Below are 18963 nucleotides of genomic sequence, written 5' to 3'. Positions count from 1 at the left end.
AAACAAAATACAAAAGAGACAAAGACCCCCCCAAAAGTTAAGTTCCCGTCTCAGGAAAGGAGGATACGATGGAACAGGCAGCGACTCAGACCCCCCCGGTGTTTTCCCCGGGCGAGCTTCCCGCCGGCCTCAAGGACAGGCTAAAACAACTGCCGGATCCTGTCAACTATCTCTCCACCGCCATGGAAATATTCGTTCCGGTCGCTAAGGATGGGTCGATTACCATGCTCGGGCTCTGGTTTGATGCCGTCGGTCTCTTGCATATTTATGTACAACAAGCCATCGTTCCCGATAACATTTTCACGCAAGTCAGAATCATTACCCTGAGGCTGCCCATCGCCCTCGGCTTTACGGTCTTCAACCTGGGCCTGGCCCTTTTCTTTGTCCGGGCTTTCGTCCTCGGTTTCCGGGCCGCGGTCAGCGACACCGCCCACAAATTTCAAGAGTTTATGGGCAAAGAAAAACCGACTCCGACCCAATTTTGATAAACCGTTAAGAGGCCGGAACACGATACTATGGCTCTGAGACCGGTCGCGGCAACAGACACCGGCGCCGTGTTCATCCCGGCAGGGGCAAAGGAGGAACTACTCTATGGCCGGTTACATCGGTTACGCACTTCCCTTTTCCTATGTGGGTCCCGCCCTGGCCTTCACCGCCTTCGCAATCACGGTTCTGGTGATCACCGGTCTGCGGGATATTTTGAACCGCGGACAGGTTCCCCGGTAGGACGCGGCCCTCCGAAGATCCCCTCCCGGGTCCCGCGCGTCTTCGGCACGCACGGGTCTTCCATGCCTCCGGGAGTCTTCCGTACCTCTTCAGTCGTCAACAGCGAGTTTCACGCCCGCAAGCCGCCCCCGGGCTTGGGGTCTGCTCCCGGCGCGGTTTGAGGGTCGACGCGCCCCGGCACGCCCCGGGGACACGGGCGGAGTGCGGAAAGTCCTGCCTTTCCGGGCTTTATCCAAAGCGTAAGACTCCCACTTCCGCAAGTGGAAGGGAGTTCCACGTACCCCGCTTCGGTGGGGGGCTGAACGAGTTTACTCTTGACGCTTCCAGATGGTCCTGGCCACCGCCAACTCTCTTAGCGTGTCAGCGTCTTCGATGGAGTGAAGATAAGCCTGTCCGCCCTCCGGCAAGGCCGAAGCCCCTTCCGCCCCCGGTTCAAGCGCCAGAGTGTCCACCCGAACCCGGCCGCCATATCCGACCTCTTTCCGGTATTCTATTTCCAAGGACTGAAGCTCCGCTAAGTCATAAGTTTGCTCCGGGACAGATTCGAGCAGCCATTGGACATATTGGGCATTGTTAACGTGATGGTAACCGTCGAGGTCGGACCTCCGTACTGCGAAAATCCGCTTCCCGGATGTGGTAAGATTCCATTCCCCTTGCCGAACCGGCAAGGCGGCAAAATCATGCTCCACTGCCCTCTCGGGATCCAAACCGTAAGCTCTGGCAAACCCCTCCGGGATACGGAGGGGTCTCTTTTTTTCGACACTGAGATAGATCCAGCGGGAAGTGGCGCGCGCCATCCGTGTATTATCCCGCCCCCGCACGATAAATTCCCGCGTGGCGTAAAACCGGTCGAAGGCGGCGGGCCAAGTCTCTACGGATACTTTTTCATCCCAAACAGGATAACGTTCCACCACAATATACCAGCGGTTGAGGACCCAGCCCACTCCCCGTCCTTCAAGTTCTTGCAGGCTGCAGCCTGCCGCCCCGGAATGGGAAACCGCCGCCTCTTCCAAGTAGTGCAACAAAACGACCGGCCCCGCCTGGCGCCGTGCGTTCAGTTCATAAAAGCGCGGTGCAAACTCCGTTGCAAAATGACGAACCGTACTGCCCTCCAAAATTCCGCCCTCCCAACAATCTTCATATTTCCTTCATATTGTCTTTATTAAATATAAACAGGGGCCGACTAAGATCTCTTTCAGAACGCTTTAACACACTATAACGCGAAGGTTAAAAAAGATAAAGAGGAGGAGACAGACCGTGGACAAAGGTTTGGACGAAAATGCCGATCAGCGCTTCGACAAAAATGCGGATAGCAATTTGGCTGAAAACACGAATGAACACTTGGGCCGGAACTCGGACAAAAGTCCTGACCGGAACGCGGGCAAAAGCTTGGCGAAAAGCGCAGGCGAAAACCTGTCCGGTGACAGGGGAGACAGTTCAGGCAAAGATTCCTCGGGTATTCCGGTCACACGCAGGCGCTTTTTAGGTTTGGGAGTAGGCTCCGTCGCCGGAGTAGTCGCTTTGGGCTATGTCGGCCTGGCTTTCGACTTCCTCAATCCCCCGCCGGCCAATGCCGATCCGCTGCAAGAGGTGGGTCAGACCGGGGACTTCAAGGTGAATGAACCGCGCTTAGTCACATACAAAGGAAACGGAATCGAACAAGGGGTCTATGTCATTAACTTTGGGGCAGAAGGCTGGTTGGCTTTGGATTTTCATTGCACCCACCTGCAGTGTGCCGTGAACTGGGTTGGGTCTGTCAATAAATTTATGTGTCCTTGCCACGGAGGAGTATACGATATCCGGGGTCATGTCCTCTCCGGCCCGCCACCGAGACCTCTCTATCACCGAGTCCTTAAAATCCAGGGTAATTCCGTAATGGTTGGGGGGCGTCAGGCATGAAAGGTTGGCTCGATGAACGCCTGCATACATCGTCCCTGCTTCAGGCTCTTTTTGCCCACCCCGTACCCAAACGCAGTAACTTTTTGGACTACTTGGGCTTTGCCACTTTCTTTGCCTTCATTAACCAGGCGGTGACCGGGATCTTATTGGCCACGGTCTATCATCCGTCGGCCAGCGGTGCTTATGCCAGCATTCAAACATTGCAAAATTCTGTCGCCGGTCATTTTGTCCGCTCTCTCCATTCCTGGGGAGCGAACTTCATGGTCGTTCTGGTCGGGCTGCATTTATTGCGTGTCTTTTTCGCGGCGGCCTACAAACGTCCTCGGGAGTTGACCTGGGTCATGGGCGGGATCTTACTGATCGCCACTCTGGGCTTAGCTTTTACCGGATATCTGCTCCCCTGGGACCAAAAAGGGTACTGGGCGACCACGGTGGGCACGGCCATGGCCGGCTACGTTCCGATCGTGGGGGACTTTCTCGTGCGCCTTTTGCGGGACGGCACCCAGGTGACGGGGGCCACGTTGACCCGCTTCTACTCCGTCCACATGCTCGTCTTGCCCGCCCTCTTGCTCCTGGCTTTCCTGCCTCATTTCTTCTTCGTTTTGAGACAGGGGATGGCTTCCACCGACGAACTCCGGGAAGCCGAAGCGCGCGGAGAAGATGTCCGCAAAATCTCCCGGCCCTTCTGGCCGGATGTAGCGCTGCGCATGGCCGCATTCGTTCTTCTGGTGGGCGCGGCCCTGTGGCTGCTCGCCTTTCTCTATCCCAAAGGCCTGGGCGCGGCAGCCGACCCGTTAAACAAAGCGCATTTCACGCCGGAACCGGCTTGGTATTTCTTTGGCATTTACCAACTTCTTAAATATTTTCCCGGCAAGCTTGACGGCCTGGCCATGGTCGGACTGCCGCTTATCGGAATCGTCATCCTCTTTTCCCTGCCCTGGCTCGACCGCAATTCCAGCCGCCGGGCAAAACGGCGTCCTCTGGCTCTCGGCCTGGCGGGGATTCTGGTGCTGGGATTGGGTTTTCTCACCTATCAAGGGATGAACTCTGTCCCCAAAGCTTTGGCCGGCACCGGGATCATCGCTCAGCCCAGTTACAGTAAAGATATTCAACCGATTCTCCATAACAGTTGTCTTCAGTGTCACGCCAACATTGCCACCTATTCCGGAACATTGAAACGCGTTACGCCGGGAAATCCCCAAGCAAGCCTCCTTTATCAGCACATCACCGGCAGTGTGCAGCCGCAAATGCCCTTCGGACAACCACCATTGCCCAAGACTCAGATCCAGACCATCAAGAACTGGATCCGGGAAGGGGCCAAGAATAACTGATTCCGCCGTCTCACGGCGGTGAGCGGGAAGCCGGGATTGCCAAACGGATATCCCGGCCTCCGCGTTTTAGAGCCGGAAACGTCCCCATGTTTCCTTCGCCGGAACGTTCTTATCGTCTGCCGGTACTGCCAGAACGGTATAGGGCGGGGGGGATTCAGTGGGCAACGTCCTCCGGAGCTTCCGTCGCTCTCTTCCTTATGACCCGGATAACGAAACCCTATAGAGCTTTTGTTGTCCTCTTCCTTTCCAAGCGCTACAATAAACCTGAGAACAGCTTGAAGGAGGACATGACTATGGTTCCTTACCGAGTCGTCGTACACGTCGATGAGATGGCCTGCTGGCCCCTCGCTCTGACCAATCTGCGCAATTTGCTCAACGATGTCGGCCGGGAGAGCCTGCGGGCGGAACTGGTAGCCAACGGCCCCGCCGTAGCCTTTTATGCCGATCTTCCGGAAACCGTGGAGAAATTCCCCTCCAGTTGGCAAGAAGGCTTTTACAGGGAATTGATCGGGGAGATGAGCGGGCTCCACAGCCAGAACGTGCAGTTCATCGCCTGCGCCAACGCCTTAAGAGCCAATCATCTGGATCCCGCCCGACTCCTGCCCTTGGTGCAGGTCGTACCCGCCGGTATCACCGAAATCGTCCGCAAACAACATGAAGGCTACGCCTATGTCAAACCCTGAAGTCGAGCCTGTCATCCTGACCGGTCAAAGCCGGACGCACCTGGAGAACTTGGAACCCTTGAGCCGCAAAGTGTTCCTCCCCTTATCCGGGCCGACACCCCGGGACAACCGGGCCATTGCGGACCGAATCCGGCAGGCGCTGGCCCCGGACTACGGCCGGGTAGCCTTCCCGCTCTCCCTCATGGCGGAGCTTCCCGGCCTCTGGCTGCTGAATAACGCCCGGGGGCCGCTCACGGTAACCCTGGCGGAGACAGAAAACAGCTGGCGTATAATGGATATCGAAGCGGGGGACACCCGGCGGAACCACCTGGGGCTCGCCATCGACATCGGCACCACCACCGTCGTCGTCTATCTCGTCGATCTGGCGAGCGGAGAAATCCTGCGGCACGCCCCCGACTATAATGGCCAGGTTCCCCTGGGAGAAGACATCCTAAGCCGCATCCGCTCTGCCGCCGAAGCGGAGGGGCTGGAAAACCTGAGGCAAGCGGTCTTAGGAACTCTCAACCGTTTGATCAGACGTCTTTCTCCTGCCCCCGGGGACACGCGCGCCATCAGCGCCATTGCGATCGGGGCCAACACGACTATGGTCCATCTCTTGCTTGGGCTGAACCCCGCCTCTATCGCCAAAGTACCCTACACCCCGGTGGTCAATAACCCGGGAATCTTAACCGCCGCAGAAATCGGGCTTGAGGTACACCCTTTGGCCCCGGTTTACTGTCTGCCCAGCGTGGGCAGCTTTCTGGGCGGGGATGTGGTGGCCGGAATTCTTGTCAGCGGTCTGCACCGTCAAACGGAAGTTTCCCTTTTTGTCGATATTGGCACGAACGGCGAGATCGTTCTGGGGTGTGCGGACTGGTTGGCGGCCTGTGCCGGGGCGGCCGGACCTGCCCTGGAAGGAGGAGTAACCACTTTCGGCATGCGAGCCGAACCCGGGGCCATCGACCGCGTCTCTATTCTGCCCGGCGGCAGTCCACAAGTCGAATTCTCAACCATCGGTAATATTCCGGCCCGGGGCATTTGCGGTTCCGGACTGGTGGACACGCTCGCCGAGCTCTTTCTGCATGGCCTCGTCGACCGCAGGGCTCACTTGCTCAACGGGCAGGAACAATTCCTCCTCGTGCCGAGGGCGGAAACGGATCCCGCACTCGACCGGGACATCGCGGTTAGCCAGGCAGACATTGACAATCTCATGGCAACCAAGGGAGCGGTGAATGCCGCCATCGACCTCTTGCTCGAAAATGTGGGCTGCTCCTGGCAGGAGATTCATCACTTCTATGCGGCCGGGGCTTTCGGCCAATATCTTCCGGTCGAGTCCGCCATCGCCATCGGCTTGTATCCGGACCTTCCCCGCGCCGCCATTATCCGTCTGGGCAACAGTTCGGGCGAAGGGGCGCGACAGGCACTCCTCTCCCGTGCCAAGCGTTTGGAAGCGGAAGCCATCTGCAGCAAACTCACCTATTTCGAGTTGAACGCGGAGCCCGCCTTCATGGACAAATTTCGCAGCAGCAAATTTCTTCCTCATACGGATCTTGCCCGCTATCCTAGCGTGGAAAAACGTTTGGCGGATCAAAAATCCTCAGAGCTGTAAGCGGGTCCGTCGGCTGACAGAACCGCAACCTGCCGTAAGCCTCGTAGTTTTAAGGCATCTTGCTCATGGACTTTAGTGTCGCTGCATCCCCCTCGCAATCGTTAGGGGGATGCCTGCTTTTTTGCTTTTTAGCTTCTTAGCTCTTTAGTCTCTTTAGCCTCTTTAGTCTCTTTAGCCTCTTTGGTCTCTTTAGTCTCTTTAGCCTCTTTAGTCTCTTTAGCCTCTTTGGTCTCTTTAGTCTCTTTAGCCTCTTTAGTCTCTTTAGCCTCTTTAGCCTCTTTAGCCTCTTTAGCCTCTTTAGCCTCTTTAGCCTCTTTGGTCTCTTTGGTCTCTTTAGCCTCTTGGCTTTTCGGCTCTTGCGCTCTTTGGCTCTTTGGTTTTTGATCCTGAAGCGTTGGCAGTGGCGGCGGAACCCGTTGTTTTCCGGATTTTAACCTCTTGAATAATTAGACTTCAAAGGTAACATTATAAGCGAGTGACCTGAGTAATCTGAATGGTCGAGTGATTAGAGTGATCAGTGTGATCGCGGTGACTAGACTTCACGGCAAATCCGTGCTATACTACTTATTTGTAATCGAAGTAATTTTTGTGTTTTCGAAAGCGAGGGGCAGAAAATCATATGCGTTCTGATCCACAAACCGGGAGTTTAGGAGACAAAAAAGGCCACGCGCTGGCGCAGGCCAAAGATTCTTATAAATGGGTGGCCCTGTCGAACACGACTTTAGGGGTTTTGATGGCCAGCCTCAATGCCAACATTATCTTGATCTCCCTGCCGGCTATTTTCAGAGGGATAAAGATGAACCCTATGGCTCCCAGCGGAGCCACTTACCTGCTTTGGATGCTCATGGGCTATACGGTGGTGACCGCCACCCTCTTGGTATCCTTCGGCCGGATCTCCGACATATTTGGCCGGGTACGTCTCTATAATCTGGGCTTTGCCATCTTCACCCTGGCCTCCGTCTTGTTGTTTCTGACCCCGGGCAGCGGAAATGCCGGGGCCACGGAGATTATCATCTTCAGGCTTCTGCAAGGTGTGGGCGCCGGGTTCTTGTTTTCCAACAGCACCGCCATCCTCACAGACGCCTTTCCCCCTTCCCAGAGGGGAATGGCGATGGGACTCAACCAGATCTTCGGGATCGGAGGCTCCCTGTTGGGTTTAATCGTCGGCGGCCTGCTGGCCGACCTGCATTGGCGCCTGGTCTTTTTAGTCAGCGTGCCGGTGGGCCTGGCGGGTACTTTTTGGGCCTATTTTAAATTAAAAGAGACCGGTAAGCTGACCGCCCATGAAAAAATCGACTGGTTGGGTAACGGCACTTTTGCCGTGGGCTTGACCGTACTCCTCTTGGCGCTCACCTACGGAATCATGCCTTACGGACAGGCCAAAATGGGCTGGGGCAGCCCCTTCGTTCAGGCCGGTATTGTCATTGGCATCATCTTTCTGGCCGCCTTTATCTATATCGAACTCCACACCAAAGTTCCGATGTTTCGTTTAGACCTCTTTCGTATCCGAGCTTTTGCCGCCGGCAATCTCAGTTTATTTCTCTCCTCCATTGCGCGCGGAGGCTTGACCTTCATGCTGATCATCTGGCTCCAGGGGATCTGGCTCCCGCTTCATGGTTACAATTTTGAACAGACTCCTCTCTGGGCGGGCATTTATATGCTGCCCATGATGATAGGCTTCTTTATCATGGGGCCCCTCAGCGGGTATCTCTCGGACCGATACGGTGCCAGAGGATTGGCCTCGTTCGGAATGCTGCTTTCCGCCCTGGCTTTTATCCTTCTGACTCTGCTGCCCGCCAATTTCAGCTATCTGCCTTTTGTCGTCATTCTGCTCATTCAAGGGTTCGGCATGGGCATGTTTGCGGCGCCGAACACGACCGCCATTATGAACACAGTTCCCGCCGAGCAGCGGGGCGTGTCTTCCGGAATGAGGTCAACCCTGCAAAACACCGGGATGGCACTCAGCATGACCCTCTATTTTACGCTTCTCATCTTCGGCATGATACAGCATTTGCCGGTGGCCATGTATCAGGGCCTGATTCATGTCGGCGTTCCGGCAGCAGTGGCCCGGCAGACAGCCAATCTCCCGCCTACCGGCGCCTTGTTTGCCGCCTTCTTGGGTTACAATCCCATGGCCAGTCTCCTGCCGCCCCAGGTTTTGCACAGCTTGCCGGCGGCCAGCCAACAACTCATCGTGGGTAAAATATTCTTTCCCCAATTGATCGCCCCGGCCGTGATGTCCAGTTTGCGGGTCGCGTTCTACATCTCGGCAGCCCTCTCCTTCATTGCGGCGATCGCGTCTTATCTGCGCGGCAAACGCACAGAGGCCGTACGCTAGCTCGGCTGTGATTACCCTAGTCCTAAGTCCCTATAGTTTCCGCTAACCGAGGCCAGAGAGTCTAGCTTAGTCATCTGGGTATCCCCGCCCGGCGGGGGTACCTTTTTCGGCCTATCGGAAAGTGTCAACATCTGCGGGTACACAATGTCTGCTTCGCCCCACGAAATTGACCGACCGGGGCGACCCCCTTTGCAGTGTCGGATCACTTTCTTCTTTAAGGGGATTTTTCGGATTTTTCTCCTGCTCTTTCTAGGCGCTGCCCTTTCGTGGTACACTATAGAGGCAACCGCTGTTCACTTCCTCCCCGCGTTGAAACGCGAGGATTCCCAAGTCTCTCAAGGAGCTTTTAGGTCGTACAAACGGCCTCAGTGCGGCAGTCGTTGGGGACTACAGGCCTTTCGCCCAGAGCGCCCCAGGGATGAATCCGGAGGCATACGGCTGAGGCTTCCAGTCGGGAAATTCTGACTTTCTCTGCCGTCCTTTCGGCCCGGTTAGGGGGAGGATTGCCATGAAGTACCGTTTCAGTCTTATCTTGGCCATTTTCCTGCTTGTGGTCATTCCGATCTTTGTGACCGGGTTTTTCAGCATGCAGACCGCCGACAAAGCGCTCCAGCTCACCGCTTTACAGGCGGGCGTATCCCTCAGTCCGAACGATATGCAAGTTCAGCGTCTGCGCGAAAATGTTATCTACCTTTTGATCATCGGCACCGTCGTCAGCATAACCGGAGCCGGCATCTTCGTCAGCGAACTCGCGGGTTCTGTTCAGACCATTCAGCGCGGACTCGATGATTTGGGACACAACCTGGTGACCACGATCAAGCCCATGCACGGCGTCATGGGGGAGATCTCCGCTTCCATTAACCGGATGGCCTCCCGCCTGCGCGAAGCGCAAACGCACAGGGACGCCTTGTTGGTCAACAGCCCGAACGGAATCATCACCGTGGACGCAAGCGGCAAGATCGTTCTTTTCAACCCTGCCGCCGCGTTCCTCACCGGAATTGAACAGACCGCGGCCCTCAGCCTCAACTATTTGCAGGCGGGATTTTCCGAATCTTTGCAAACCCTGATTCACACGCTTCTTCAGCAAGAGGAAACCGTCCGGGCCAAAGAGACCCTCTACACCCGTCCGGACGGAACTTCAATTGCCATGGCCGTGACCGGCTCCCGCCTTTTCGACATGCAAAACCGACTGATAGGGGTCTTGCTGGTGATGATTGACTTGCGGGAAAAGCGCCTCTTGGAAGAGCAGGTCCTGCGTGCCAGCCGCCTGGCGGCTTTAGGGGAACTGGCCTCCGGGGTCGCCCATGAGATCCGCAATCCCCTGACGGCGGTCAAAGGTTACACCCAGTTGCTGGACGAAGAATTGCCCGCCGGCGACGAAAAACACGAATACACTTCTGTCATTGAAAAGGAAGTCTGGCGCCTCGACCGCCTGGTTCAGGAACTGCTGGCTTTCGCCCGCCCAGCCGCCAGCCGTTTTCAGCCGGTTGACCTCAATGCCGCGATCGACGAAACCCTGGTCTTGATTGATAATCGCGCGCTGCGGGAGCATATCGAACTGATCCGGGATTTTGGCGAACATATTGTGGTAGAAGCAGACCGGGAGCAGATCAAACAGATCCTGCTCAATCTTTTACTCAACGCGATTCAGGCCATTACGGAGCAAGGGACTATCTATCTAAGCACCAGACGGTATGATGAAGAAGCCATCGTCCGCATCATCGATTCCGGCACAGGCATAATGCCTGAGCACATGGGGGAACTGTTCAACCCCTTTTTTACGACCAAAGAACAAGGCACGGGTTTGGGACTGGCCATTGTGCACCAGCTGGTTGAGCTTCACCACGGCCACATTCAAGTCCGCAGCGCACCCGAAAGGGGCGCCGCTTTTGAGATTCATTTGCCCCTGCGGCAAAACGGGTAGGGAGGTTGCAAGCCATTGCCAAACGCACCTAATATTTTGGTGGCGGACGACGAGGAAAGCGTGCGCAACCTTCTGCAAAAAGTCCTGACTAAACTGGGCTACTGCGTCACCACGGCGGGGAACGGGGAGGAAGTCTTAACTCAAGTCAGGCGGGGGGCTTTTGCCTTGCTGATTATGGACATCCGGATGCCCAAATTGGATGGCATGGAAACCTTTAAAATCTTACGCCTGGAGTATCCCCGCTTGCCGATCATTATCATGACCGCCTTCAGCACAGTCGAGACCACCCTTGACGCCATGCGCCTGGGGGCCTTTGACTATTTGAGCAAACCCTTCGACATCGCCCAAGTCAAAGCGCTCACGGCCAGGGCTCTCTCCTCCTTTTCCGAACCCTCGGAGACAGACCGTACCGTCCTTTCCGCTCAAACCGTTAAAAATACGTTTATCGGCGCCAGCGCGGCCATGCAAGAAGTTTTTAAAATCATCGGCCGGGTCAGCGCCAGTGATTCTTCGGTCTTAATCCAGGGTGAGAGCGGGACCGGCAAAGAACTGGTCGCCCGCACCATTCACGCTTACAGCAGCCGCAAACACGGTCCTTTTGTCACGGTGAACTGCGGAGCTGTCCCTGAGGGGCTTTTGGAAAGTGAATTTTTCGGTCACGAAAAAGGCTCGTTCACCGGGGCTCTCAGCCGCAAAATCGGCAAATTCGAGTTTGCCGACGGGGGAACCATCTTTCTCGACGAGATTGGAGAAATGAGTCCCCAGCTTCAAGTCAAACTCCTGCGGGTGCTGCAGGAACGCGAGTTCGAACGCGTAGGCGGAAATGAACGCGTAGCCGTAAATGTGCGCGTTCTGGCCGCCACCAATCAAAGCCTGAAAGAAGGGGTCGCCCGCAAGACTTTCCGCTCCGATTTGTTTTACCGGCTGAACGTGGTCTCGATTGTCATGCCGCCGCTGAGAGAGCGGAAAGAAGACATTCCCCTCTTGGCCGCTTATTTTCGCGACAGGTACTGTGCCAAGCTCGGCAGGCCGCCAAAATCCTTGCCCGAACCGGTCATTCGCGTCCTTGAAACCTATGACTGGCCCGGGAATGTCCGGGAGTTGGAAAACTCCATCGAACACGCCATCGTCATGGGGGCCGGCCAGGTCATACTGACGGAAGATTTACCGACCGAAATCGCGACCGGGGCCGGACGGGAACGGGCCGTCGCGGAGGAAGAGGGCCGGCAGCCGGAACCCGGCACTGAAACATCCCAGCCCGGTCCGGCTGTATCCGCGGCGGGCGGCGGCGAATTCACGCCCGGCGACCCGAAATCCGCACTGCCTGTCCCGACAGCCGTTCCGGCAGCTTTCCCGACCTTTTCGAACGCGACGGCGCCCCCGGCGGCGCCGGGAACTTCCCCTGTCGGTTCCGCTCCCGAACCGGGCGAACCCGATTTTGCCGCCGACCCGGACAAAGGCGCGCCCGGCAACTTGCGGGAAGCCCTGAAAGCGGTGGAGAAAGCGGCCATCACTAAGGCCTTGCATCAGACCAAAGGTAACAAGCTCCGGGCCGCCAAATTACTGGCCATCAGCCGCCGCGCCTTGCAATATAAAATCGAGGAATATGGCATCGACACAGAGGAACGGTGAAAACGATGAGCAAAGACTCCCCATCTTCCGCGAATCGCTTCAGGACCTTGCCCTTTTGGCTTCCCGAAGCTATGACCCGCCAGCAGTGGCTCGTCCTCTTGGCCGCCTGGATCGGCTGGGTCTTTGATTCGATGGATTCAACTCTCTTTGCCATGATTATGCTCTCATCTCTGCAGGACCTGCTCGGCCCCACGGCTAACAAGGCGAGCATCGCCGCCCACGGGGGCATCATTTTAGCCGTCTTTTTGGTCGGCTGGGCCGTGGGAGGAACTCTTTTCGGCACCCTGGCAGACTACATAGGCCGCAGCCGCACCCTTTCGCTTTCCATCTTGGTCTACGCGGTCTTCACCGGTGTTGCCGCTCTTTCCGAAACCTGGACACAGCTGATGGTCTTCCGTTTCTTGACCGCCTTGGGTATTGGGGGCGAATGGGCCGCCGGTTCCTCATTGGTGGCTGAATCTTTTCCGGATAAGTACCGCACCCGCGTCGTCAGTTTAATGCAGAGTGCCTGGGGAGCCGGTTTTTTTCTGGCCGCTCTGGTGAACCTCTTCGTTGTTCCCTGGGCCGCTGCCCATTATTTCACACCCTGGCGGGCCGTCTTGGTCATCGGCATCTTTCCCGCCCTTTCCGCCGCCTTCATTCGAGAGAAGGTCGGCGAACCCGAGCCTTGGCTTCGGGTGCGGCAGCGCCGGGAAAAGATAAAGCTTTCCCCCGAGAGGAGCAACCCGAAGTTCACCGTTCTGACCTTAAAGCAGATCTTCTGGCCGGGGCTGAGGCGCGATACGATCGTCGGTTCTCTCTTGGCTTTTACCGCGGTTTTCGGACTCTGGGCCGTAACCAACTGGACACCGACTTTTGTGGTCGAACTGCTCCGGGGCCGGGCCTACACGGAAGCGACTGTCTCCAACTACCAAAGCTACGCCACCATGGCCCTCAACGCCGGGGCCGTCGTGGGTTATGTGCTCTTCGGCCCGCTGGCTGACTGGATCGGCCGCAAAAAGACCTTCCTCTTCTTCTTCACGGGCAGTCTTCTGCTGGCCCCCTATGTTTTTTACACTGTCAAAGATTACGTGACCCTTCTCCTCCTCCTGCCCATCCTCGGTTTTTTCAATAACGGTGTATTTTCGGGTTTTCCTATCTATTTAGCGGAACTTTATCCCACCCGGCTGAGGGCGACCGGACAGGGCTTCTGTTTTAACTTCGGCCGGATTCTGGCCGCCACCGGTCCGCTCAGCACAGGCTTGCTGGTCAGCACTTTGGGCTCCTACGCGAGAGCCGTAACCATCGTCTCTCTCATCTACATCGTAGGCATCGTCACCCTGATTTGGGCCAGGGAAACCAAAGGCCAGCCTTTGCCGGATGAATGACGGCACCGTCCCTGTCTCTTCAGTTGTCAGGAGTTCTGAGCCTGAGAAGATGGCGGGACTCAATCCGGCTCACCGCTTCCTGCGCCGCCGCCCTCACCCGAGAACTCTCCCTGTAATCCCGGGCCAGCTTCCGCAGGGCTTGAACCGCCGCCCCGGAGCCCATCCTGCCCAAGGCCTCCGCGGCCCCGGCTTTAACGTCTGCGGCCGGATCCCCCAGCATCCGGATCAGCCGGAAAACCGCACTTTTCTCCTCCAAGCGGCCCAAGCCCACACAAGCCTCAGCCCGGATCAGGCTGTCCCGGTCTCCCAGACACTCCTCCAAGAGGGCAAAAGCCTGTGGACAGGCTGCCAGGACCCGCAAAAGATGAAGGTCAACCCTGCGGTTAACCCGCTTAAATAGGTGCCTGAGAAGAGCGAAACTCTCGTCCGCGGGCCAGCCCTCAGCCACTTCGTCAATGACCCTGAGCAGCACCTCGGGGTTGAGCTTGAGCAAGATTTCTTGTGCTCTCCCCGGCTCCCCGGCAGCCTCGGCCAAGCGCAGCCGCCGTACGAGCTTCGGAACCAGAAAAGGAGCGAGAGTAACCGCGCTCTTTTGACTCAGGGTCAGGCGGCCGGATTTGTTGATTTGGATAAATCCGAGCCTGACCAGTCTCTCCACCGGACCGTCGACACCCCTCTTTGCCGAACCGTCGACAAACCTATCTGCCGAACCGCCGACGAGCCCTGTCACCGGGCCGCTGACGAGCTTTTCCACCCGACCGGAAGACGAAGGAAACCGCTCCTCCGGGCCGGATTTCTCGGAACAAGGTGCGGGTGCCACCCCCGGCCATATCCCCGCAAAAATGCGGGCGACATCTCCGGCGGTGATCTCCCCTTCCCGGGTATGTATGACTTCCAAAAGGAGCACCAGGTCGCCAACCTCCAGTGACAACCCGGCGTCGAGCAATACCTGCCGCAAAACCAGACGTTCCGCGAACCAAGGCTCACCGGTGAGGGCCCGTTGAAACTCATAGAGAAAGCTCAGCAGGTCAAAACCGAAATCCCGTAATTCCGGCTGGGCCCAACACTCCCACAAACTTACGCTGTGACCGGCCAGAAAAGTCCGCAGGCGTTTGAAACGAAGAAAGAGCAAATCCAAGTAAGCCAGCGGATAGCCTGTCTTCTCCTCAACCAGCGGCAGGGATTCCTCACAGACCCACAAACGGAAGATACGCCGCCAGGGTTCCTTGGGATCGAGTTCCGGCAGCGCGGGGGGAACGACCGTTCTGCGGGCGGCGGCCAAGATTTCGTTGCTCAACCCCGCCGCCACAGCGGCCGGATACGCGTACTGAGACTTGAGTTTCCAGGCCAGAATCTCGGCAAAAGTCGGGTTCCGCCAAAGGTCATGATTGAGGATCAAGCAAGCGGCTAAGTCGGGAATAATTTTCTCTTTGATATATTCTAATGCCAGAGGGCTTCTGGGGCCGCCCCACTCTTCCAGCAGAACGCTCGTCAGCCCGTGGATCAGGGCATCCATGACTCCGTCAGATACCCCCTAACGCCTTCTGCATGACTTTTAGAACTGCCTTTAATTCATCGATCGGAATCTGCCCCGGGGCCGACCGCTTCTCGCCCATGGCAAACGTCAGAGAAGAACCGAATACCCAACCGCACATCCGGGTGAGAGAGCCGTAATTGCCCATTGACACCGTAATCACAGGAATCGAAAGCGACTTTCTCCCCTCCAGAGTCACCTGCAAGAGGGTCAGCACGTCCTCCGCTTTTTGCGGCATAACCGCTGCCTTAACCAGGTCCGCTCCCCTCCGCTCCCCCTGCCGAAATGTGGCCATAATTCGCTCGGGAGCCGGCGTCCCGGCGAAATCGTGAAACGACCCCATGAGCTTGACGCCATAGCGTCGGGACGTCTCCCTCACCCGCCGAAAGTTTTCCTCTCCCTCGCCCAATTCAAAGTCAAGCAAATCCGCCACTCCGGCCTGACACACCGTCTCATATAACCCTACCCGTTCCTCGGACGTAAGGGGAATGGGGTGCCCTCCCTCTTTTTCCGAGCGAATCGTGAACAGGAGCGGCAGTTCACCTACCCTCAGTCGTACGGTTCGCGCTGCTTGCAGTACTTGGTCAAAATCTCGTATGTTCTTGAAAAAATCCAACCGCCATTCCACCAGGTCCGGTCCTTGCGGCAGGACCTTCTCCAGTTCCCTCTCCAAGCCTTCCCGGTTTTCTCCGACCAAAGGGGTGCAAATTAAAGGCAAACCCTTGCCCCCAAATTCTTTTCCCCTCACTTTAAGGATCGGCTGCTTATCTATCCTCTTCACCCCCCGGTTCCATCTCACCCGGCTCTTGCGCGCCGGCCGGCATCTTCGACAGTTCCCTCAAAATCTCCCGGACGACCCCGTCTACGTCCAGCTCACTCGTATCCACAATCAGATCGGCTTGGCCATAGACCGACTGCCTGGCCTGCCAGAGAGCCTCGATCTTCTCCCTCGGCCCCCTCAAGAGCGGACGCTGCGCCCGATCGCCGACCCTTTCCAAGATTTTGTCCAAGGGGGCGTACAGCGAAATGATCAGGGCACGCTCGGCCAAGAGGCCGCGGTTCTCCTCATTGACAACCATCCCGCCCCCCGTGGCGATGACATAGTGCCGCATTCGGCCCAAACGCCTGAGCACCAGGTTTTCTTCGGAACGGAAACGGGTTTCCCCATGACGCTGAAACATTTCCGCCACACTCAAGCCGCTGACTTTTTCAATTTCCTCATCCGTATCGATAAACTCCCAGTTGAGGGCTAAAGCCAGTCGGCGGCCGACACTGCTCTTGCCTGTCGCCATGAATCCGATGAGCGCTATGTTGTCCCGGGTGGGCTTGCCCTTGGCGACCGGCTCCACCCGCGCCTTTTCCTCGGCCAAAGCCGCCCGCATCGCCGGTAACGGTGCCTGCTCCCCGCGCCAGAACTCCCAAGCCAGGGCCCCCTGGTGCAAAAACATTGCCAGACCGTTCATTGTCCGGCAGCCCAAATTCTCGGCCTCGCGCAAGAAAGGGGTCTGCCACGGCTTGTAGATAATATCCACCGCCAGGGTACCTTCTCTTATACCTTGCAGTGACAGCGGATAGGGCTCGCCCCCCAAACCGACGGGTGTCGTTTGGACGACTAAGTCCGCCTCGCTAAGCCATGGGCCCGCCGCCAATTTCCCCGCGCAGACCTCTCCCCCGTTTTGGCGCAACAGGCGTGCCAGTTCTTCCGCCTTACCGGCCGTACGGTTGAGGATAATAAGCCGCATCCCCTTCTCGTTCAGGGCCTGCGCTATCCCCCGCGCGGCCCCGCCGGCACCCAGGATAACCGCCGTCTTACCCTGCCAGGAAGAGACGCTCTCCGAGACGGCGCGGATAAAGCCCTCGCCGTCCGTGTTGTGGCCTATCAACCTGCCTTCTGAGTTTTTTACCGTATTGACGGCCCCGGCTGCGACGGCGGCCGGCGTCAGCTCATCCAGGTAAGAAATAATCGCCTCTTTATGCGGAATCGTCACATTCCAGCCGGCAAAACCCAAAGAACGCAGCCCTATGGCCGCATCCTTCAACTGATCCCGGCTCACCCTGAAACGCAAATACTTGGCCTCAAGGCCAAGGGCCCTGTATCCTGCCGTATGCATCAGTGGGGACAAAGAATGGTCAATGGGATCCCCAATAACCGCATAGTAACTTTCCATCAGACACGCTCCCCCAGACACGCCTTCCCCTGGCCTCCGGCCGCTGAAACGTCCCTTAACCGGCGGCGCCGAGATTTTGTTCCATTATACCCCGGAGGCCGCTGGCGGACAAGGCGTCCGCAGAAGGCGAGCAGGAGAATCTCTTATGGCATCTGGCCGGACTGATAGCCCCACATTTGATTCTGTCCGGGGCCTCCTCCCGTGCTTCCCACCCGACTGGCCCCGAATCCTCCACCCATACTCTCTCCGGGCACGCCTGCCCCTGCCCCCGGTCCTCCCGCGGGCCTTCCGGGACTTGCCCCGGGGCTTCTTGCCGGGCCGCGTTCCGGAAATGAGCGCGCCGCCGGCCGGCCGCTCTCGGCCAGATCCCCTGTTCCGCTCTGCAGGCGGGGCGAGTGAACGATGTTGACATTGCTCAGCATGATCTGTACTTCCGTCGGGCCGTTTTCCCCTTGAGGCTGAACTTTGTGAATTTCCGCTCTCGGCAGGATCATATGAATTTCGTGGGGAATCCGGCTCTCCCCCACCCGTCTCAACTTAAATTGAACCCCCGCCAACTCCATTTCCATCTCATCCATGTGCCCGCCGGCGAACTCACGCCCTTCGCCGGCCGACACCTGAGCATATTGCTCAGGAGCCGCCCCCAACGGCGGGAGCACAACTGTTTGACCTATCTGCAAGCTCTGCGGGTTGAGCAGGGGATTAGCCCGCATCCAATCGTCACAGGTTCCGCCCCAGCGCTGAGCCAAGAGATGAAAAGTATCTCCCGGCTGAATGACATACCTTCTCGCTCCCATTCTCACCCCTCCTGCACCAGTTTATGGCAGAAACGGGATGTCCGGTGCTCATACTCCATCAAATTTCCCCTGCGGGTGCATGATTCCTCGGTAGGGGATCACCCGTGCAGGATCCTCAGGTCAACGATCCCCCAGTGAACAATCCCCTGGCGAACGATCCCTTGGGGAACAAGCCTCTGGGGAACGGTTCCCCGGTGATTAATCCTCTGGCGGGCGGGAGATTCCTCACGTATGGCGAAAGTAGATCTGCAAGAGCCCTTCTCCGCCGCCTTGTCTTAGGTGCACCTCCTGAACCCCGATACCCAAGCTCTGCTCGCGCTCCAGCCTTGACAAGGCGCTTTCGATAGCCGGCCACGAGCCCGCCCACTGCAGACGCAGCAAGGCGTAGTCCAAGAGAGCCGCCTTCTGGGAAGCGCTCGCTGCTGTTTCCCCGAAACGCTCCACACTGAGCGACTTCACCTGCACTCCCGCTGTCAGAAAAGCCTGCCTGCAGGATTCAACCAAATCGGGCAGCTCCGCCAGGGTGGGAACCTTGGTTCCAGTTCCAGTTCCAGTCCCGGTTCCGGTTCCGGTTCCGCTGCTGTTAAACCGAGACAACACCGCCAGCCAGTGTTCCTTTTCCGCGCCCAGGTCATTTAACCTGCTCCAGGCCGGCCACAGGCAAAGGATATAACAGAACAAGGCGCAGAGCAGGAAAATACTCACGCCGGTTAACCATGCCGTATGGTTCCGCGCCGCTGCCCTCCTCAGCCGGAAGAGAATTTGCCTGCCCCGGGCGGAAGACGGGTGCAGCAGCAGCCCTGCAACTCTCGAACTTAAACCCGTATGAGCCAATTTCTTAACTTCCCCTTTCTTTACATTTGCGGTTACCCGGCGTGCTGGGATTCCATCAATTACTTGTCTGAATCTCCCCATGGCTTAAGCCGGCTAAAGCGCCTAAAGCCAGAGGCATGCGGCTAAGCCTTTTGGTTAAGGC

At 57.4% G+C, this 18963-nt stretch carries 16 protein-coding genes; 10 read left to right on the top strand and 6 right to left on the bottom strand.

What is annotated here, in order from left to right:
- Window positions 1–68 precede the first annotated feature (68 nt).
- Both MNU25_RS11055 and MNU25_RS20120 read left to right on the top strand, forming a co-directional pair.
- Window positions 69–485: a hypothetical protein gene (locus tag MNU25_RS11055; protein WP_240985118.1), complete on the top strand. Its 417-nt coding sequence runs from the start codon at window positions 69–71 to the stop codon at window positions 483–485.
- A gap of 106 nt (window positions 486–591) precedes the next feature.
- Window positions 592–726 carry a hypothetical protein gene (locus MNU25_RS20120; protein ID WP_261486630.1) on the top strand — a complete coding sequence of 45 codons (135 nt, stop codon included), beginning with the start codon at window positions 592–594 and terminating at the stop codon, window positions 724–726.
- A 308-nt stretch (window positions 727–1034) separates the two neighbouring features.
- On the opposite strand, the gene MNU25_RS11050 is transcribed toward MNU25_RS20120, so the two are convergent.
- Complete coding sequence (locus MNU25_RS11050) at window positions 1035–1841, bottom strand: acyl-[acyl-carrier-protein] thioesterase (RefSeq protein WP_240985117.1); 807 nt, start codon at window positions 1839–1841, stop codon at window positions 1035–1037.
- A 142-nt stretch (window positions 1842–1983) separates the two neighbouring features.
- Between MNU25_RS11050 and MNU25_RS11045 the strand changes: the two genes are divergently transcribed.
- The 8 genes from MNU25_RS11045 to MNU25_RS11010 all read left to right on the top strand — a co-directional run bounded on the left by MNU25_RS11045 (window position 1984) and on the right by MNU25_RS11010 (window position 13488).
- Complete coding sequence (locus tag MNU25_RS11045; protein WP_240985116.1) at window positions 1984–2625, top strand: QcrA and Rieske domain-containing protein; 642 nt, start codon at window positions 1984–1986, stop codon at window positions 2623–2625.
- The gene (locus tag MNU25_RS11040) at window positions 2622–3956 is read left to right on the top strand and encodes a cytochrome b (RefSeq protein WP_240985115.1); all 1335 of its coding nucleotides are present in this window, start codon (window positions 2622–2624) and stop codon (window positions 3954–3956) included. Before MNU25_RS11045 ends, MNU25_RS11040 begins: the two co-directional genes overlap by 4 nt.
- Before the next feature lie 293 nt (window positions 3957–4249).
- Window positions 4250–4639 (top strand): DsrE family protein, encoded by a 390-nt coding sequence (locus tag MNU25_RS11035; RefSeq protein WP_240985114.1) that lies wholly within the window; start codon window positions 4250–4252, stop codon window positions 4637–4639.
- Window positions 4626–6227 (top strand): ASKHA domain-containing protein, encoded by a 1602-nt coding sequence (locus MNU25_RS11030; protein WP_240985113.1) that lies wholly within the window; start codon window positions 4626–4628, stop codon window positions 6225–6227. Before MNU25_RS11035 ends, MNU25_RS11030 begins: the two co-directional genes overlap by 14 nt.
- Window positions 6228–6846: 619 nt before the next feature.
- The gene (locus tag MNU25_RS11025) at window positions 6847–8565 is read left to right on the top strand and encodes an MFS transporter (RefSeq protein WP_240985112.1); all 1719 of its coding nucleotides are present in this window, start codon (window positions 6847–6849) and stop codon (window positions 8563–8565) included.
- Window positions 8566–9073: 508 nt separating this feature from the next.
- Window positions 9074–10489 carry an ATP-binding protein gene (locus MNU25_RS11020; protein WP_240985111.1) on the top strand — a complete coding sequence of 472 codons (1416 nt, stop codon included), beginning with the start codon at window positions 9074–9076 and terminating at the stop codon, window positions 10487–10489.
- Window positions 10490–10504: 15 nt separating this feature from the next.
- Window positions 10505–12121 (top strand): sigma-54-dependent transcriptional regulator, encoded by a 1617-nt coding sequence (locus MNU25_RS11015; RefSeq protein WP_240985110.1) that lies wholly within the window; start codon window positions 10505–10507, stop codon window positions 12119–12121.
- Window positions 12122–12126: 5 nt separating this feature from the next.
- A complete protein-coding gene (locus MNU25_RS11010) occupies window positions 12127–13488 on the top strand; it encodes an MFS transporter (protein WP_240985109.1) in 1362 nt (453 codons plus the stop codon).
- Window positions 13489–13507: 19 nt separating this feature from the next.
- Here MNU25_RS11010 and MNU25_RS11005 read toward each other — a convergent pair whose 3' ends face one another.
- From MNU25_RS11005 to MNU25_RS10980, 5 genes are all read right to left on the bottom strand, one after another.
- A complete protein-coding gene (locus MNU25_RS11005; protein ID WP_240985108.1) occupies window positions 13508–15004 on the bottom strand; it encodes a HEAT repeat domain-containing protein in 1497 nt (498 codons plus the stop codon).
- A 7-nt stretch (window positions 15005–15011) separates the two neighbouring features.
- A complete protein-coding gene (aroD, locus tag MNU25_RS11000; protein WP_240985107.1) occupies window positions 15012–15803 on the bottom strand; it encodes a type I 3-dehydroquinate dehydratase in 792 nt (263 codons plus the stop codon).
- Window positions 15787–17190 carry a shikimate dehydrogenase gene (gene aroE, locus MNU25_RS20320; protein WP_306425037.1) on the bottom strand — a complete coding sequence of 468 codons (1404 nt, stop codon included), beginning with the start codon at window positions 17188–17190 and terminating at the stop codon, window positions 15787–15789. Before aroE ends, aroD begins: the two co-directional genes overlap by 17 nt.
- Window positions 17191–17333: 143 nt before the next feature.
- Window positions 17334–17987 (bottom strand): LysM peptidoglycan-binding domain-containing protein, encoded by a 654-nt coding sequence (locus MNU25_RS10985; RefSeq protein ID WP_240985106.1) that lies wholly within the window; start codon window positions 17985–17987, stop codon window positions 17334–17336.
- Window positions 17988–18212: 225 nt separating this feature from the next.
- A complete protein-coding gene (locus MNU25_RS10980; protein WP_240985105.1) occupies window positions 18213–18821 on the bottom strand; it encodes a hypothetical protein in 609 nt (202 codons plus the stop codon).
- Window positions 18822–18963: the final 142 nt, after the last annotated feature.

This window comes from Acididesulfobacillus acetoxydans (assembly GCF_902729405.1).
Taxonomy (GTDB): Bacteria; Bacillota; Desulfitobacteriia; order Desulfitobacteriales; family Desulfitobacteriaceae; genus Acididesulfobacillus; species Acididesulfobacillus acetoxydans.
The sequence above is the reverse complement of the archived record's forward strand: the minus strand, read 5'-3'. Positions and strand labels throughout refer to the sequence as shown.